18 protein-coding genes are annotated in these 17,835 nt (G+C 34.4%); 3 read left to right on the top strand and 15 right to left on the bottom strand.

Annotation, left to right across the window (positions count from 1 at the left end; all coding sequences use genetic code 11):
- Positions 1-77: 77 nt before the first annotated feature.
- The 8 genes from recN to H2O64_RS15930 form a co-directional block, all read right to left on the bottom strand.
- Entirely contained in the window at positions 78-1,733 is a 1,656-nt protein-coding gene (gene recN, locus H2O64_RS15965) for a DNA repair protein RecN (protein WP_187563215.1), read from the bottom strand.
- Between the two features lie 57 nt (positions 1,734-1,790).
- Positions 1,791-2,681 (bottom strand): type IX secretion system protein PorD, encoded by an 891-nt coding sequence (gene porD / locus H2O64_RS15960; protein ID WP_187563214.1) that lies wholly within the window; start codon positions 2,679-2,681, stop codon positions 1,791-1,793.
- Positions 2,674-3,885, bottom strand: a complete 1,212-nt coding sequence (gene coaBC / locus H2O64_RS15955) for a bifunctional phosphopantothenoylcysteine decarboxylase/phosphopantothenate--cysteine ligase CoaBC (RefSeq protein WP_187563213.1) — start codon at positions 3,883-3,885, stop codon at positions 2,674-2,676. Before coaBC ends, porD begins: the two co-directional genes overlap by 8 nt.
- Positions 3,886-3,888: 3 nt before the next feature.
- On the bottom strand, positions 3,889-4,215 hold the full coding sequence (locus tag H2O64_RS15950; RefSeq protein ID WP_187563212.1) for a DNA-directed RNA polymerase subunit omega: 327 nt from the start codon (positions 4,213-4,215) through the stop codon (positions 3,889-3,891).
- Positions 4,216-4,224: 9 nt separating this feature from the next.
- Complete coding sequence (locus H2O64_RS15945) at positions 4,225-5,019, bottom strand: outer membrane protein assembly factor BamD (RefSeq protein WP_187563211.1); 795 nt, start codon at positions 5,017-5,019, stop codon at positions 4,225-4,227.
- A 209-nt stretch (positions 5,020-5,228) separates the two neighbouring features.
- Positions 5,229-6,146 (bottom strand): ion channel, encoded by a 918-nt coding sequence (locus tag H2O64_RS15940; protein ID WP_187563210.1) that lies wholly within the window; start codon positions 6,144-6,146, stop codon positions 5,229-5,231.
- A 5-nt stretch (positions 6,147-6,151) separates the two neighbouring features.
- Complete coding sequence (gene dapA / locus H2O64_RS15935) at positions 6,152-7,033, bottom strand: 4-hydroxy-tetrahydrodipicolinate synthase (protein ID WP_187563209.1); 882 nt, start codon at positions 7,031-7,033, stop codon at positions 6,152-6,154.
- Positions 7,034-7,035: 2 nt separating this feature from the next.
- Positions 7,036-7,566: a DUF6913 domain-containing protein gene (locus H2O64_RS15930; protein ID WP_187563208.1), complete on the bottom strand. Its 531-nt coding sequence runs from the start codon at positions 7,564-7,566 to the stop codon at positions 7,036-7,038.
- Between the two features lie 361 nt (positions 7,567-7,927).
- On the opposite strand from H2O64_RS15930, the gene H2O64_RS15925 reads away from it, so the two are divergent.
- Both H2O64_RS15925 and H2O64_RS15920 read left to right on the top strand, forming a co-directional pair.
- On the top strand, positions 7,928-8,677 hold the full coding sequence (locus H2O64_RS15925) for a 5'-nucleotidase C-terminal domain-containing protein (protein ID WP_187563207.1): 750 nt from the start codon (positions 7,928-7,930) through the stop codon (positions 8,675-8,677).
- A gap of 12 nt (positions 8,678-8,689) precedes the next feature.
- Complete coding sequence (locus H2O64_RS15920; protein ID WP_187563206.1) at positions 8,690-9,610, top strand: bifunctional metallophosphatase/5'-nucleotidase; 921 nt, start codon at positions 8,690-8,692, stop codon at positions 9,608-9,610.
- Here the strand turns inward: H2O64_RS15920 and H2O64_RS15915 are convergent.
- The gene (locus tag H2O64_RS15915) at positions 9,597-10,277 is read right to left on the bottom strand and encodes a hypothetical protein (protein WP_187563205.1); all 681 of its coding nucleotides are present in this window, start codon (positions 10,275-10,277) and stop codon (positions 9,597-9,599) included. The two genes, H2O64_RS15920 and H2O64_RS15915, sit on opposite strands and share 14 nt — an antisense overlap.
- Positions 10,278-10,397: 120 nt before the next feature.
- Positions 10,398-11,039, bottom strand: a complete 642-nt coding sequence (locus tag H2O64_RS15910; RefSeq protein WP_187563204.1) for a lysoplasmalogenase family protein — start codon at positions 11,037-11,039, stop codon at positions 10,398-10,400.
- Between the two features lie 128 nt (positions 11,040-11,167).
- Between H2O64_RS15910 and H2O64_RS15905 the strand changes: the two genes are divergently transcribed.
- On the top strand, positions 11,168-11,563 hold the full coding sequence (locus H2O64_RS15905) for a DoxX family membrane protein (protein WP_187563203.1): 396 nt from the start codon (positions 11,168-11,170) through the stop codon (positions 11,561-11,563).
- Positions 11,564-11,598: 35 nt separating this feature from the next.
- Here H2O64_RS15905 and H2O64_RS15900 read toward each other — a convergent pair whose 3' ends face one another.
- From H2O64_RS15900 to H2O64_RS15880, 5 genes are all read right to left on the bottom strand, one after another.
- Positions 11,599-12,165, bottom strand: coding sequence for a hypothetical protein (locus H2O64_RS15900; protein WP_235982897.1), 567 nt, complete (start codon positions 12,163-12,165; stop codon positions 11,599-11,601).
- Positions 12,166-12,287: 122 nt separating this feature from the next.
- Positions 12,288-12,995 (bottom strand): hypothetical protein, encoded by a 708-nt coding sequence (locus H2O64_RS15895; RefSeq protein WP_187563201.1) that lies wholly within the window; start codon positions 12,993-12,995, stop codon positions 12,288-12,290.
- 5 nt (positions 12,996-13,000) lie between these two features.
- A complete protein-coding gene (gene ligA, locus H2O64_RS15890; protein ID WP_187563200.1) occupies positions 13,001-14,998 on the bottom strand; it encodes an NAD-dependent DNA ligase LigA in 1,998 nt (665 codons plus the stop codon).
- A gap of 41 nt (positions 14,999-15,039) precedes the next feature.
- Positions 15,040-16,359, bottom strand: coding sequence for a sugar MFS transporter (locus H2O64_RS15885; protein WP_187563199.1), 1,320 nt, complete (start codon positions 16,357-16,359; stop codon positions 15,040-15,042).
- Positions 16,360-16,677: 318 nt separating this feature from the next.
- Positions 16,678-17,691 carry a N(4)-(beta-N-acetylglucosaminyl)-L-asparaginase gene (locus tag H2O64_RS15880; protein ID WP_187563198.1) on the bottom strand — a complete coding sequence of 338 codons (1,014 nt, stop codon included), beginning with the start codon at positions 17,689-17,691 and terminating at the stop codon, positions 16,678-16,680.
- Between the last annotated feature and the right edge of the window lie 144 nt (positions 17,692-17,835).

Genomic DNA, 17,835 nt, shown 5'->3' with positions numbered 1-17,835 from the left:
TATTTTTAGTCGTTTAGTAGTTCAAAGATATGGTAAAAGATTTAATTGAGCGATGTGATTGTGTCGAATATTCTGTTTTAGGAATTCAATAATTCCTTTGCATTCGCTAAAGCCGAATCGGATATTTTTGCACCACTCAACATTTGTGCAATTTCCAATACGCGCTCATCATCTTTCAATTGTTTTAAATGTGTCGTTGTAATTTCGTTGATATCTTGTTTGTATACTTTGAAATGCTGCTTCCCTTTAGCTGCAATTTGCGGTAAATGCGTAATGGAAAATACTTGCATAGTTTTCCCCATGTTTTGCATAATTTTTGCCATTTTATTAGCTACTTCACCCGAAACTCCTGTATCAATCTCATCAAACATAATCGTTGGCAATTGCATATATTTCGATAGAATTGCTTTGATACACAACATTACACGCGATAATTCTCCGCCAGAAGCCGCTTTTTTCAATTCATTAAAATTTCCACCTTTGTTTGCAGCAAATAAGAATTGTAAATCGTCCATTCCATTGGAATAGAATTGATCGGTGCGTTGTATTTTAATGTCAAATCGTGCATTTGGCATTCCTAACGTCGCTAACATATTTTCCAATTGTTGTGTTAGTGTCGGAATTCCTTCGATGCGTTTTTTATGAATGGATTTTGCAAATGCTGTTAATTGTTTGCTATGTATTGACAGTTCTTTTTCTTTGGCAAGAATTACATCCTCAATACTTTCTGATACCTGCGCTTTTTCTGAAAGTTCCGCTTGAATGGCTAGTAACTCCTCTATACTTTGTACCGTATGTTTTTTTTGTAGATCAAATATTTTTTGCAGCTTCGCTGAGATTTCTTCCAGTTGCTCTGGATTGAACTCAACTTCACCTTCCAAATTCATTATTTCATTATAAATATCATCCAATTCTATATACGAACTCTTGACGCGTTCTGCTAACGATTCAAATTCTGGAGCTATACTTGATAGTTTTCCTGTGGTAACTTGCAGTTCGGAAAGTAAGTTTAAAATTCCAACTTGTTCGTCAGATAACATTTGTTCAGAAGCGCCCAAATTTGTTTTGATGTCTTCCGCATTGTTCAAACGTTCGTATTGCGTTTCTAAATCTGCCAATACTAAACTTTCTAGTTTTGCTTCTTCTAGTTCTTTTAGCAAAAACATATTATAATCGTGCTCTTTTTCAAGTGCCGCTTGCTCGTTACGAGTTTTTTGTAATTCTTTTTGTGTGATTTGATATGTTTTGAGCAAAGCCTGATACACTTCTACTTCTTCCGAAACATTAGCCAAGGTATCAATGACTTGAAACTGAAATTGATTGTCGGTAAGTTGTAATGTTTGCTGTTGCGAATGAATATCGATCAATTGATCGCCAAGCGCATTCAACACATCCAATCGGACAGGAACATCATTTACAAACGCTCTCGATTTCCCCGAAGGTAATATTTCACGTCTGATAATCGTTTGATGATCATAATCAAGATCATTCGTTTCAAAAAAAGTTTTGAGATTGTATTTTTTAACTGCAAATTCAGCTTCTATCACACATTTACGTGTTGTATCTTTCAATGAAGACAAATCGGCTCTTTTCCCTAATATTAATGCCAAACCGCCCAGAAGAATTGATTTTCCAGCACCAGTTTCCCCAGTAATAATAGTTAATCCTTTGTCAAATTCGACTTGTAAAGAATCGATTAACGCAAAGTTTTTTATAGATAAATGTGTGAGCACGCAGTAGAATTTTAGTCAACTACAAAAATAGACTATTGCACTAGATTTTCGTAAAAATCAGAATTTAATTTTTTCCCACTTAGAAGCGTGAAATGGCGCGACTCTATTTAAGGTTTCTACCAATTGCGTGATATTTATTTTTGGCCCACCAGAATAAATTCTTTCGATTTCTTCTGCTTTTGCATCAAAAAATGTTTGTAGTAAAAATGCATTTGGTCGTCGGTTATTCAATGCTTTGAAAAGTTCTAAGCTTTTCGCAATGGTACTTTTTGCTGCTCGCGGATCGTCTGCCATCATGTCCATTCCTACTCTGTGGTAGTTGTACATTACGGTTCTATATTCTTTGTATGTATTGTTTAACATATTGTCCAACAGCCTCCAACGTGTTCTGTTTCCGTCTGCTTCTTTCCAACCTACAAATGCCGTCGGTTGCGAAAGGTTTACAATTTGTTGTGCTTGTGCATAATAATCAGATCCGCCACGAAGCGAAAATGTATCTGCATCAATTCCCAAAATTACATATACATAATACGCTACAACAGCGACTAAGTTGCTTGTAAATGCATTCGGGTTATATACAATTGGTTGAAATTCTTGATAGATAAATCTAAATTGTCGATCGTTAAAGTTAAATGTAGGCGATTCAAATGACGAATTGTAAATTGGTCGTGAAGATTGCACCTGAATTGTTGCGACAAACTCGTCTGAATTGTATTGTGATACATTGATCACCATACTAGCATTAATACGCTCTGAAGGAGCATATTTTTTATTTGTCCATTGTGTTTTGTTTACAAAATCATTCAATGAGCGCTCAAGTGTTTTAAAGATTTGCTGATTTGTCTGATTGACTTGTTGTGCATCAATCGTGATTTGACAATTCAGTTCTTGTGCAGTTGCAAAAGATACTACACTTAAAAATAAGATACTTAAAACAAGATTACGCATGGATTCGCTTTAAAATTTCACTAAATATATCGTTGGCTACTTCAGATTTGGGCTTTAACCCAAAAGCTAAGGTATTCATTTTTTTGTCAATAATCGTCACTTTATTCGTTGGCTTTCCAAATCCTGCTCCTTTATCATTTAAAGAATTTAAGACAATCATGTCTAGGTTTTTCTTTGTGAGCTTTCCTTTTGCATTTTCTAGTTCATTGTTCGTTTCCAATGCAAAACCAACTAAAAATTGTGTTGTTTTGATGGCTCCTAAAGATGCTAAGATGTCTTTTGTTTTGATCAGCTCTATGGTTAACGTTGAATCCTTCTTTTTTATTTTCTGAGAAGCAACATCTTTTGGTTTATAATCTGCAACTGCTGCCGATAAGATGGCAATATCTGCTGATGGAAAATCTTCGTGGGCCGCATTATACATATCTTCCGCACTAATTACATTGACAACGCGCACCGATGAATGTTTTATATTTTGATTGTTTGGGCCGACGATTAGAATCACCTCAGCACCTAAGTTTGCAGCTGTACGCGCCAATTCGTAGCCCATTTTTCCTGAAGAATGATTTCCAATAAAACGTACAGGATCAATTGCTTCATAGGTTGGACCTGCGGTAATTACCACTTTTTTCCCTTTCAGCGGAAGCTTTCCAAGGATATCATTTTCAATAAAAGTTACCATGTCTTCTGGCTCAGCCATACGCCCTTCTCCAACCAAACCGCTTGCCAATTCGCCGCTTGTCGCAGGAATCATGATGTTTCCAAAACTGGTTAATTTTTCAAAAGAATTTTTAGTAGATGGATGTTTGTACATATCCAAATCCATTGCTGGCGCAAAATATACTGGGCATTTTGCAGAAAGATACGTAGCGAGTAATAAGTTATCACTGTTTCCAGTTGCCATTTTAGACATTGTGTTTGCTGTTGCTGGCGCAATCAACATAAAGTCTGCCCATAAACCAAGTTCAACGTGGTTTGTCCACATATCGTTTTCATCATCTTCATTGGTAAAAGATGAGTGTACAGGATTTTTAGATAGCGTAGATAACGTTAACGGTGTAATGAAGTCTTTAGAAGCAGGCGTCATAACCACTTGGATTTCAGCGCCTGCTTTTATAAATAACCGTACTAGAGAAGCTGTTTTATAAGCGGCAATTCCAGCGGTAACGCCTAGTAATACTTTTTTGCCCCTTAAAATTGACATATATTAAGCTTCTTCTTTTGTGTTACGGTAGTAAATTTTTTCTTCCAACCATTCTTGTACTGCAATAGCGTGTGGTTTTGGAAGTTTCTCGTAGAATTTAGATACTTCGATTTGCTCTTTGTTTTCGAAAATTTCTTCTAAACTATCGTTGTGTGTAGCAAATTCATCTAATTTCTCGATCAATTCTTTTTTAATTTCAGCGTTGATTTGGATTGCTCTTTTGGCAACTACAGAAATTGCTTCGTAAATATTTTCTGTTGGTGCGTCAAACTGATTTCTTTCGATTGTCGTTGTGCTAATTGGAGCATCTAAGTTTTTAATATCAACCATATTTAAGGGTTATTTTGAAATTTTTCCTAATTCTTCTGTTATGGAAGCCATAATTGAATCAGCTTCTTCTTTGTATTTAGTTTCTGGGTAAAACTTCACCAACGTTTTGTATGCTGATGCTGCTTCATTGAAACGTCCTTCCATTAATGTTATAAAACTTTTTGTTGCAAGATTGTACATTGCATCTAATTTTAAAAACATTGCATCTTCTCTAAAAGATGTTCCAGGGTAATCTGAAAGGAAGTTTTCCGTTGCTTTGATCGATGATTTGTAATCAGAGATCGTATTGTATTGTTTGGCAATTTCAAATGCTTTTTTCTCAACTTTCGTTGTCAATTCATCAACCATCACATTTGCTTTGTCCAAAAGTTCTGAATCTGGATAGTTATTGATGAATGATTGAAGCTTGTTAATTGCTTTGATTGTTTCTGTTTGATCAATGCTGTAACGAGGCGATTCCATATAATAACTTTTCGCTTCGTAAAAAGTTGCTGCTTGAATACTATCACTTTTTGCGTACGATTTAGTGAAACGCTCAAATTGATACGCTGCCGTAAAATACAGCTCAGTTTCAAATAATGATCGTGCATATAAATACGTTACACGCTCTCCTTGTGGCTTTCCACGATATTTTGGAACGATTTGTTCAAAAAGTCTACTTGCTTTTTTAAACTTTCCTTCTTTATATAAACGCTCAGCTAATTCGTATTTAATTTTTATATCCTCCGTCTTTAGTGCTTTTTGGTATTCACTACACGAAGCCAGCATCACAGTTATTAAAACTAATAATAGAAATTTCCTCATCTTTTTAAACATCTTGCAAAAATAGGTATTTATTATGTATTATAAAAACATTTTAAGTCGCTAAAATAACTTTAGATATTTGAATTCAATATTCTTTAGCAGAGTTTTAACTTTTTTGTTGAAATATCACGGTTAGACGACTTAGATTCTTTAATGATTTTAGTTATGGAACAGTCCAAAAATCTAACGATCTAAGAAATCTAAATGTCTTACAACTTCCTAGTATGACTAATTTTATGATGATCTAACACAGTATAACCATCTTCATCAAAATAGAATGCTTTTTCAAACGCTACATCCATGAGTAATTCTTCAAACGTATACGAATGGAGTTTGTACACTTCTTCGTTAAAAGCTTCATCATAATACGTTACCATGATTAAAAATTCGCCATTTAGATTTTTTAATTCTTCTTTGCTAAATTTATACAAAGGCGATTCTTCAATAATTTCATGCACCAATGTCCATGTGGTTGGCAAATAGGTAATGTGATCTCTTTCTAGTTGCAACTGATAAAAATTACGCTTGTAACCATGTTCTTTGTGTGGTTCGGTAATTGCTAACGTAACTGATGCTTTCGGATTGATCATGACATCCGTTTTGCTATTCATCAAACGAAACATCAATGCTTTTCCTTCTTTAAAATCTCTGTAAATGATGTTATCGCTGAATTCAATAGAGGCTTTTGGTTTTGAAAAACGTCCGTACAACAATCCTGTGATGAATGAAAAACTCAATAATCCAATCAACGCTTGGCAACTAGAAACAATTCCCGATAGCAAACTCGTCGGCGCCATGGCTCCATAACCCAAAGTTGTGACAGTTTGTGATGAAAAGAAAAATGCATTGACAAAATCAACTAGAAATGATTGTGGTTCTACAGAAATAAATTCAACTCCGATGGAAACATAAATAGTGGCAAAAACCATATTCAATACAAAGTATGCGGAGAGTACCAAGAAAAAAAAGCGCGTCCAACTAATATCTACCAAATACGCATACAACGCAGAAATGCCTGTTTTTCCATGCAGATGTTTTATGTTAAACGAACCGTCTTTGTTTACAATTCGTTTTGCACTCGTAATCGTAGATTCGCCAAACCCTGGATCTTTTACTTTTTTTGCCATTCAGTTTATGAATTCAATCTGTCCGTAAAATGATTCAACTTTTGCTTGAGTGCGTCCGAAGCTTCCACAAGTGGCAAGCGAACTGTTGCAGTTGACAATTTTAGTTTTTCAAAAATCGCTTTGATTCCTGCTGGATTTCCTTCTTCAAAAATATAATCAATCGCTGGCATTAACGTATATAAAATTTCGTTGGCTTCTTTTATCTTGCCTGCCAATCCTAAACGTACCATTTCTGAGAATTGTGTTGGATAGCCTTGTCCAATCACAGAAATGACACCTGCGCCACCCGCAAATACCATTGGCATCGTTATCATATCATCACCCGAAATTACCAAGAAATCTTTTGGCGCATCTTTTAGCAAGCGCATCGCTTGTACAATATCGCCCGCAGCTTCTTTTACGGCAATAATATTTTCAAAATCATTCGCTAAACGAATGATAGTTTCTGGCAACATATTGCTCGCCGTTCTTCCTGGAACATTGTATAAAATTATTGGTTTTGGACTTGCTTCAGAAATCGCTTTGAAATGCTGATAAATTCCTTCTTGTGTGGGTTTATTATAAAATGGAGAAACAGATAGAACAGCATCAATATGTTGCAAATCGGTTGTTTTTAATTCAGCTACAACTGCTGCCGTATTATTTCCGCCAATTCCTAAAACAATTGGCAAACGATTATTGTTCGCCTTTACAATAGTATCAACCACAAGTTTCTTTTCATCGGAAGTCAATACCGCACTTTCTGCCGTAGTTCCCAAAACAACTAAATATTCAATTCCGCCTTCAATCACATGTGTTACGATGTTTGTTAGTGCGTGTGTATCTACTGAACCATCTTTGTTAAAAGGTGTGACCAATGCAACGCCAGTTCCTATGAATTTCTTCATGTTTATAGTTTGTTTAGTATGTGTAAATATGTATGCAGTTCCTTTGTAAATGTTGCAATTTCGCTTTTTTCTGTTTGAATAATCAAATCATGAATCTGTTGATCGCTTCCAGAAATACCAACTTTAAAATTTGCTTTGTGCAAACCTGAAACTAATTGCAATGGTACTATGTTTTCACTGTAATAACTAATTAATAAATCAAACGGTTTTTCAAGAAAATGTTTCAAATCTTCAGTTTTCGGTTTTCCTTTCCAACCAAAGTCTTTTTCATAAAAAACTGGATACGCAAGCGTTCGTGTTTTTTTAAATTCTTTGTGATAACACAATATATTAATCTCAGCTGGTAGCTTCAAACCGTCCAAAATCTCTTGAATATTATCAGTTTCATCAGCATTTATGATGATTCCGACAGTTTTTACAGGGTTCGTATTGACTTCTTTTGTTGCGACTTTGTCGAGCTTTTGCGTCAATAGTTTCTTAGAGGATTTGTATTGTAATGCTTTTAAAAACATGTATTCTATTTGATTCTTCACAAAAATAATCTTTTTAAATAAAAAAAAGAGACACATACTGATGTACATATCTCTTTCTAGTAAATAAAAAGCAAACTTTTACCCTGTTTAACGCTAGTTATACTGCAAGATACGTGTCACTTCCGAAAACAAAAAATATATTTAGTAAGCGTCAATTTTTAACAACGAACGTCGATTTTCGGCAAGGAATCACAAAAAAAGTGTGTGTGTTTACATTTTTTTAGTGTAGTTCGCGCCAATTGTATCTATGTTTTTTCATAATTTGCCACATATTTATTTTACATGAAATAAGCATACCTAAATTTTAAATACTTCGTATGCGAATTCCATCTGACCTAATCAAGAAAATAAAAATAAACAGATGAAAAAAATTGTTGCACTGCTCGTAGTTTTTTTAGTTGTTGCTTGTGCCAAAGAAAAACAAAGTATTTCCCGAATTGAAGGGAAACGTATTACGATAAGCGATTCCTTACCCGCAGATCAAGCTATAGAAGACTATATAAAACCTTATCGTGATCGTATCAAAGAAGATATGAGCAAAGTGTTGAGTTATGCGCCAATAGACATGCATAAAAACGACGGCGAACTAGAAACGACGATTGGTAATTTAATGTCAGATTTTGTAAGATCGCAAAGTGAGCCTATTTTTAATAAACGTACAGGAAAAAATATTGATATCTGTTTACTGAATCATGGTGGAATTCGTGCGCCAATTCCGAAAGGTCCAATTAAAACACAAACTGCTTTTAATGTAATGCCTTTTGAGAATTCTATTGTAGTCGCTGAATTGACTTCCGAAAATGTACATGGTTTGGTTGATTATTTAGTAACTGCGAAAAGAGCACATCCAATTGCTGGCTTGACCATTAAATTAGATAAAGATTACAAACTACTGGAAGCTTTAGTGAACGGAAAACCAATTGAAGACGGTAAAACATATCATGTAGTGACTTCTGATTATTTGCAAAATGGCGGCGATCGCATGAATTTCTTAAAAAACCCTGTGACATTGGAAGTGTTAGATTATAAGATTAGAAATGCAATGATTGATTATTTTAAAAGCGTAGACACAATTCCTGCACGATTGGATGGCAGATTTGTAAAGCAATAAACCTATATTCAGATGAAAAGAAGAGATTTTATACAACATTCGTTAGCAACAGGTGCTTTTGTAACTTTAGGAGGTTTGTCTTTACAAAGTTTTACAGCGAATAACGCAAAGAAACATATTACCATTTTACATACCAATGATGTGCACAGTCACATTGATCCTTTTGATGCAAATGATGCTCGAAACCCAAATCAAGGTGGTGCGGCGCGCAGAGCAAGTTTGATTGCAAATATTAGAAAGGAAAACCCAAATACATTATTGCTTGATGCAGGTGATATTTTCCAAGGAACACCATATTTTAATTATTATGGTGGCGAATTGGAGTTTAAGCTCATGAGCATGATGAAATACGATTTGGCTACAATTGGAAACCACGATTACGACAATGGTATTGACGGATTGTACGCGCAATTGCCAAATGCTGATTTTGAGTTTGTTTCGGCAAATTATGACTTTACAAATACGGTAATGGACACGCATGTGAAACCGTATAAGATTTTTATAAAAGACGGAATTAAGATTGGAATTTTTGGCCTTGGAATCAAGTTGAATGGTTTGGTAGACAAGCGCATGTACAAAGAAACGGTGTACAACGATCCTATTGAATCTGCGCAAGATATGAGTCGAATCTTAAAAGAAGAAGAAAAGTGCGATTTGGTCATTTGTTTGTCACATTTAGGATACAAATATTCTAAACATCCTGATAGACCTTCTGATTTGATTTTAGCGAAGAAAACCAAAAATATCGATTTGATTATTGGAGGACACACACACACATTCTTACCAAAACCAACGATTGAGAAAAACCTGAATGGTGATTCTGTTTTAGTGAATCAAGTTGGTGCGTATGGTTTGTATGTAGGTAGAATTGACTTTTATTTTGACGATGAAAAAAATGTGATTGCAAACGGAAAGTCGATTATCGTAAAATAATTTCTTCTTTTGCTTGCGTATCTTTTATCATCATATAGCGCCACATGGAATAATTGGAAACCATAAAAAGGATGTTGGCGCCAATTCCAACTATTCTGTTCGTATATACAAATAGAAAAATTCCGTAAAGAATTCCCATGCAAATGGTACTAATGCCTGCAATTAATAGTTTTTTTGTCACCAAACTAGGTTTACTTACATACGTAAGAATCGTCAAAAAAGAAAAATAACCAATGGCAAATGTATACGCAACGATTTGACTGAAAATGTCATCAGGTATTTTTTCTATAAAAAACACAAATGGAATCATGTATATTCCCAAAAAAGGGACTGTGCTAATTAAAATTCTTCGTGTAGAAATATAATGTGAATTTATCAATACAATAATACCGTACAATCCAATTCCGACACTTGTAGCAACAACACCTTCAATAAATTGTCCGCCTTCAATGCGAAAAAAATAATCTGCCACCATAAATGATGCTAATGCTGCTAAGTATAGTACGCTTTTAGTATCTTTTTTTAAAAAATAAAAAAGGACTAATAACGGTATAGGCAATAACATTGTATAGCGCCTAAATGTTAAATCTGAAAAGAAAAACCAAATAATATCTATACTAGCAATACAGATTAATAAGGTTTTAAGAAGCGTATTTGTTTTTTTCATCAGCGTCACAAAGTAAAATATTTCTCTGTGAAAATCCTATGTTTTTTTATTGATTGTTGATTCTCAGTATCGTTGAAATCAAAAAAAATGTAATTCGACTGACCTTAAACGCATAAGGTTTTACTTATGAATAATATATCGATACATCGCATAGTGCATTAATATAAAGGTAATGATCACAAAAAATTGTACGATCTTAACATATCCGAAAAACATATTATATCCATGTATTGTGGTCGATATGACAAATAGTATTCCTGAAGAAAATAACCAAAGATTCCGATTGTTTCGTTGGTTGAAGTAGATTAAAGATGAAATGAAAAAGAAGGAACCCACAAAAAACACATACAGGATTATGTAATTAAAAATATCAACTTGCACAGCATCAGCATACAAAATAAGTGGTACTAAATAAATTATGAGGAAAGGAATCGTTGCAACAATGACACTTTTTACGGAAATAATCGCTGCCTGTTTTAAACAAATTAATACATAAAAGAGCACACCAACGGCATAAAACACGAGCCCAAGTTTAAAATAGAATTGTTTGCTAAAAAAAACGACACCCAAAAACGTACATACTAATCCTATCACGTAAAACCAATTGATTTTTTTTACCGAAAGTAAATACAATAACATCAATATTGGCAATGGAAAATAGGTTGTATACCTTCTATTGATAATATCTGGGAAAAATACTGCGAAAGCATCAAATAACATGATGATAAAATATAGGTAAGTAAGTAGTTTTCGTGTCGGCATTTAGTAAAAATAAGCTTTCAAAGAAGATACGAAATATTTTAAACAAAATCACTCAATTCGTTATTTTGTAAGCTATATTTTTTTTAATCGACTATAGTGACAACTAAAAACTAAAAAAACCAAAAACAATGAAAAAATATGTTCCAATTATCATTCGAATTGCTGTTGCTGTCATTTTGATTCAAACCTTACGATTTAAGTTAACTGCGCATCAAGATAGTGTATATATTTTTGAACAAGTAGGTTTAGAACCATTTGGTCGTATTGGAATTGGAGTTGCTGAATTGATTGCAGGAGTTTTAATTTTGATTCCAAGAACAGCTTGGCTTGGAGCAACACTTACATTGGGAATTATTGGTGGTGCTATACTAATGCATTTGACACAATTAGGCATTGAAGTTCCGTTTGAAGGCAAACCTGATGGTGGCACATTATTCATAACAGCAATTGTAGTCTTTATTTTGAGTGCCATTACACTTTGGTTGCAACGTAAAAACATTCCTATTATCGGGAAAAAATTTTAAACTCACATATTTTACTGAAGTTTGAAAATAGTGAATTATACAATTAAATCTGACACGTTATTTTCATCATCTTCTAGCATAAATTTTAATGAAAAGTAATACATCAAGTAGCTACAGAAAAGTGTGATCACAGTAAACATGACGTCATATATGTACAATTGATTTATCATGATGATGATATTCATGATTCCTAAATTCACAGCTGCAATCAACATCCATAAATTTGATTGATTTTTATTTCGTAAGTAATAATAGATAGCAGTAATGATGTAAGCAAAAATGAAAAACACCAATACCGTAAAATAGATAAAATCACCTCTTATTTCATTATATATCAAGCAAATGACTCTGTCATAAATATACACTATTGGTAGAGAAATTATGACTAAAATAAAATACATCTTAACAGTTGTTTTCTTTTTTTTATTTTTTAAATACATCAATCGTAGATACATTACATAAAATAATGAAAATAGTATTGAAGCTTCTGGAATGTACTCTTTATAACCAAGTATTAATAAAATTGCTCCAGAAAGTGAAAAAATTAATGCAAGTATGTACGTAATACTTATAGGTGCTTTTTTTTCTGTGATGTAAATCATAAAAATAGCAATTATTGTAAGCGGTTGTATGTACAATTGATACATTTTTTCAAACAACAAAGCTACTAGTAGCGAAATAAAAGCTAACGTAAAAAAAGTGATATATGTCGGTTTTTTATAATTCATTTTTCTTGTAGCATACTCCTCAGTAAGTCATGTTCATCATTTTTATCATGCAACATAAATTTCAACACAAAAAACTGTATAAAGAAACTGCAAAAAACAACAATAACCGTAAACGTGGTTTCGTACACATACAATTCATTCAAACCAATAATAATGTTCATAAAACCAAAGTTAATAGCCGCAATCAACATCCATAAATTTGCTTGATTCTTCTCTTTTAAATAATAATACAAAGCTGTGAAAATATAGCTCAACATGAAAAACATTAAAACTCCAAAATAAATAGCGACTTCCGTAAGTTCTGATGAAATTGTTTGAATAACTCTATGATACAAATACAATACTGGCAATGAAATTAAGAAGACATAAAAATACGTTCTAACTTCTGTCTTTTTCATTACATTTCGCACATACATCAAACGAAGATAAATAATATAAAACAGTGAAAATAATACAGAAACTGCTTTTAAATGATCGCGCATACCGAGTATTAACAGTATACCACCAGCCAATCCAATGATTTGCGAAAGGATATATAATACGCTTGTCGGATCTTTTTTTTCTGTAAAATAAATAATTAAAATAGCCAACACCGTAAATGGCTGTGCATAAATCAAATAAAACTTTTCCATATACATTGCGACAAGCAATGTTATAAATGCAACGATAAAAAAAGTGATATGTGTTAGTTTGGTTAAATTCATTCAATTTATATCATACTCAAAAAAGCATCTTCGGTTAGTATTGTGATATTTAATTTTTCTGCTTTTTCACGTTTGCTAGGTCCCATTTTGTCACCAGCTATTACATATGATGTTTTAGATGATATGGAAGAAGATACTTTTCCTCCATTATTTTCTATCAGTTTTTTAAGTTCGTTTCGCGATACTTTTTCAAATACTCCAGAAACCACAAATGATTTTCCTAACAAAGTTTCAGTCAAACCTTCCAATTGTTCCGCCGAAAATTCTAATTGTACTCCGTATTGCTTTAGACGATTAATAGTCTCCAAGTTAGCATCTTCTGCGAAAAACAACGCTACACTTTCGGCGATCTTCACGCCTATTTCGTCGACGTTCACTAAATCATTCGACGAAGCGTTCATGAGCGCATCAATAGATTTGTAATGTTTTGCTAACTTTTTAGCTACAGTTTCTCCTACATATCGAATTCCCAATGCATACAAAACACGCTCAAACGGAATCTTTTTGGAAGCTTCAATTCCATTTACCAAATTTTCTGCACTCTTTTCTGCCATACGTTCCAACGGAATTACTTGTTCCTTTGTCAATTCGTATAAATCGGCATAATTCGCAATCAAACCTTCATTGACTAACAAAGCCACGGTTTCGCCACCTAAACCTTCTATATCCATCGCTTTACGCGAAATAAAATGCTGAATTCTTCCCACTATTTGTGGATTACATCCAGAAACATTCGGACAATAATGCTGTGCTTCGCCTTCCTTGCGCTCCAAAGGTGTTCCACATTCGGGACACGTAGTTCTATATTGGGTTGGCGTAGAATCTGCAGGACGTAATTCTAAATTTACACCGACAATCTTCGGAATAATTTCACCGCCTTTTTCTACAAAAACGGTATCGCGTTCTCTAATATCCAACTTAGCTATTTGATCTGCATTGTGTAAAGAAGCACGTTTTACGGTAGTTCCAGCTAATAAAACAGGTTCTAAATTCGCAACAGGCGTAATCGCGCCAGTGCGTCCAACTTGATAAGTAATTTCATTTAAAACCGTAGAAACTTGTTCGGCTTTAAACTTATACGCCATTGCCCAACGCGGTGCTTTTGCGGTATATCCTAATTCATCCTGGTGTTGTAAATTGTTGACTTTAATCACAACGCCATCAATTTCATACTCTAATTCGTGTCTGTTGGCTTCCCAATAATTCACAAAGGCTAAAATCTCATCTACATTTTTGGCAACTTTTGCGACTGTTGGCACTTTAAATCCCCAACTTCTCGCCTTCTCTAAGCTTTCAAACTGTGTTGAAATTGGTAATTTTTCGCCTTTTAAGCTATATAACAAGCATTCTAACGGACGTTTGGCGACTTCGCTACTATCTTGTAGTTTCAAGCTTCCAGAAGCCGTATTTCGCGGGTTCATGTATAAATCTTCGCCATTAGCCAAGCGTTCTTCATTCATTTTTTTAAATCCGTCAAGCGGAAGAATGATCTCACCGCGAATGTCAAACTTTGGAGGGAAATCACCTTTTAAGCGCAACGGAACCGTTTTGATCGTTTTAATATTATTTGTCACCTCATCACCTTGAAAACCATCGCCACGTGTAACAGCTTTGATTAAGACACCATTTTCGTATGTCAAATTCATCGAAGCGCCATCGTACTTTAATTCACAGGTAAATTCTACACTTTCAACACCTAAAATCTTTTCAATCCGCTTTTCCCAATCCAATAAATCTTCTTTTGAATACGAGTTCTCCAACGAATACATGCGATATTCATGCGGAATGGTGTTGAAGTTTTTCGTAATCGTTCCGCCTACGCGTAAGGTTGGCGAATTCGGATCATGAAACTCAGGATGTTTCGCTTCGAGTTCTTGCAATTCTTTGAGTTTCATATCAAACTCATAATCACTAATCGTTGCGTTATCCAAAACGTAATAATTATAATTGTGCTCGCGTAATTCTTCGCGCAATGCGTTTAACTGTTCTTGTATGCTATTCATGTAATTTTATAAAAATCGTTGCTTATTAAATAATCGTAAACTTATGCAATTGCTTTTTGTTTTCTTCGCTTCGTAAACCCATAAAGCATAATATATGCGTAACAAGCTAATACTAAAACAAATGCTGTTTTAAATCCTATATTATCTGTTAACAATCCGTAAAATGGTGGAATCACTGCACCACCGACAATTGCGGTACACAAAATTCCAGATGCTTGTGGTTTCAAATCGTCGAGTCCGCCAAGTGCCAATGTAAAAATTGTTGGAAACATAATCGAATTAAATAGTCCAACTGCCAAAATACTCCACATCGAGATAAATCCTCCAGAGTTCATAGAAATTAGAATCATCAATAACGCACCAATGGCAAAACTGATCAATACTTTTGCAGGATCTATAATTTTGGTTAAATACGCACCAATAAAACGTCCAATCATGGCACCAGACCAATAAAAGGTAACAAACGCGCCAACAATTGCTTTTGGATCTAAAGTTGCTAAATCGGTACTCACAATCCATTCTGAAATGCTTTTCATGGTTGGACTTGCTTTTACGGCTTCCGCCAGATTCATATCAACAAAATAACTTGTTAAATAACTTCCAATGGCTACTTCTGCACCTACATAGACGAAAATTCCAATCGCGCCCATCACTAACGATGGTTGATTCAATAATTCTAAATAACCACCTTTTGGCGCTTTTTGAAGCAACTTTGGCAGCTTTACATATACAAAAATAATGGCGAGTAATAATGTGAATAATCCAATAGCCACGAATGGTAATTGCACGTTGGATGCTTCCGCAGCATAATAAATTTCTTTATTAGCGTCCGTCAATGCTTCAATTTCATCACTTGTTTTAATTTTATCACTCAAAATAAACATTGCGCCTATTGCTGGTGCAATTGCTGTTCCTAAAGAATTAAACGCTTGTGATAAATTCAATCGACTACTTGCACCTTCTTCCGAACCTAACGCGGCAACATACGGATTTGCTGCAACTTGCAAAATAGTCATTCCGCTTGCCAAGACAAATACCGCTAGTAGAAACACAATAAAAATTCGCGAGGAAGCCGCCGGATAAAACAGCAAACAACCCGAAGCCATAATAAGTAATCCTAAAATGATTCCTTTTTTATAGCCAATTCTAGACAATAGAAATCCCGCGGGAATGGACAGTAATAAATACGCACCAAAAAATGCAAATTGAATCAATCCAGATTCAAAATATGTAATTTCAAAGACTTCTTTTAATCGTGGAATTAACGGATCGACTAAAACCGTAATAAATCCCCAAAGGAAAAATAATGAGGTTAAAAATATAAAGGCACTTTTATAGGATTTGTTGGTGGTTGTAGACATGTTGGATTGGTTGTTGAATGTTAATTGTTAGTTACTGGTTAAATTGGTTGATTTCTATTTATTTTCAGAGCATAAACTACTAAACTTATAAACTCTTAAACTTCGTTTTTTGTTGATTCGTTAATTCGTTTTACGCAACTCGTAACTCATCACTTTTTAACTTTTAACTGATACCTGTTTGTTTCAAAGCATAAACTGCTAAACTTATAAACTCTTACACTTTGTTTTTTGTTGATTTGTTTTTTGTTGATTTGTTTTTTGTTGATTCGTTACTTCGTTTTTACTCTTAACTCATAACTCATAACTCACAACTAGTTACTATTTTGTTTTAGTGTAATAATCAGACTTGTGATTTTTGTTTTCGTTGTTTTGATATACGGTGTAATTAAACCACTCGTGAATACAATACGCGCCTACTTCTCCTTGTTTGTTGACAGCTATGTAGCCCACTTGGAAATCTTTGAAGTTCGGGCTTTTTTTAATCACACGCCCAACAGCTTCTTCGCACGCTTCTTGCGGTGACTTTCCTTGTCGCATGAGTTCAACAATCAGAAAGCTTCCAACGGTTTTTAAAACTTCTTCGCCCATTCCAGTTGCGGTGGCACCTCCAATTTCGTTATCAATGAACAATCCAGAACCAATAATTGCCGAATCGCCCACACGACCTTGCATTTTGTACGATAATCCACTTGTGGTACACGCGCCAGATATATCGCCGTTTTTGTCAATCGCTAACATGCCAATCGTATCATGGTTTTCCACATTGATAATTGGTTTGTACTTTGCTTCTACTTTCCATTTCTCCCATGCTTTTTTAGAAGATTCTGTGAGTAAATTTTCAGGTATAAAACCGCTTTCAACAGCAAATTGCCTTGCGCCATTTCCAGCTAAAAGTACATGTGGTGTATCTTCCATGACTTTTCGGGCAACCGAAATTGGATGTTTTATATTTTCAATACAAACGACTGCGCCATAATCGCCTTCTTTGTTCATAATACACGCATCGAGTGTTACATTTCCGTCTCTATCGGGCAAACCGCCAATTCCCACAGATTGATTTTTTTCGTCGGCTTCTTCAATCATTACGCCTTGTTCTACCGCGTCCAACGCAGATTTACCTTCTTGTAAAACTTCCCATGCTTTTGCTGTTGCATTTGGAACATTCCAAGTTGCCACAACAAGTGGAATAACAGGTTTTGCGTTTGTTGTGGTTCCTGCCGCAGCAGTTTTAACAGCTTCCTTTTTTTCGTCAGCACATGATGCTAACGCCGTTCCAACGGTCAAGCCTAATCCTGTCAAAGCCGCGCTTTGTATAAATTTTCTTCTTTTCATCTGTGATAGATTTTAGAGCTGCCTTTTCTTAGTTTCAAATTAAATGAATTTTATGAGAAACAGCCAATCGTTTTTTGACTTCTTTTGATATTATTTAATTTTTTGTCACTTCGAGCGCAGTCGAGAAGCTTATGAGTACATCTG

The sequence above is a fragment of the Kordia aestuariivivens genome, from assembly GCF_014397005.1.
In the GTDB taxonomy this organism is placed as follows: domain Bacteria; phylum Bacteroidota; class Bacteroidia; order Flavobacteriales; family Flavobacteriaceae; genus Kordia; species Kordia aestuariivivens.
Note: the sequence above shows the minus strand (reverse complement) of the source record. Positions and strands in the feature narration are given on the sequence as shown.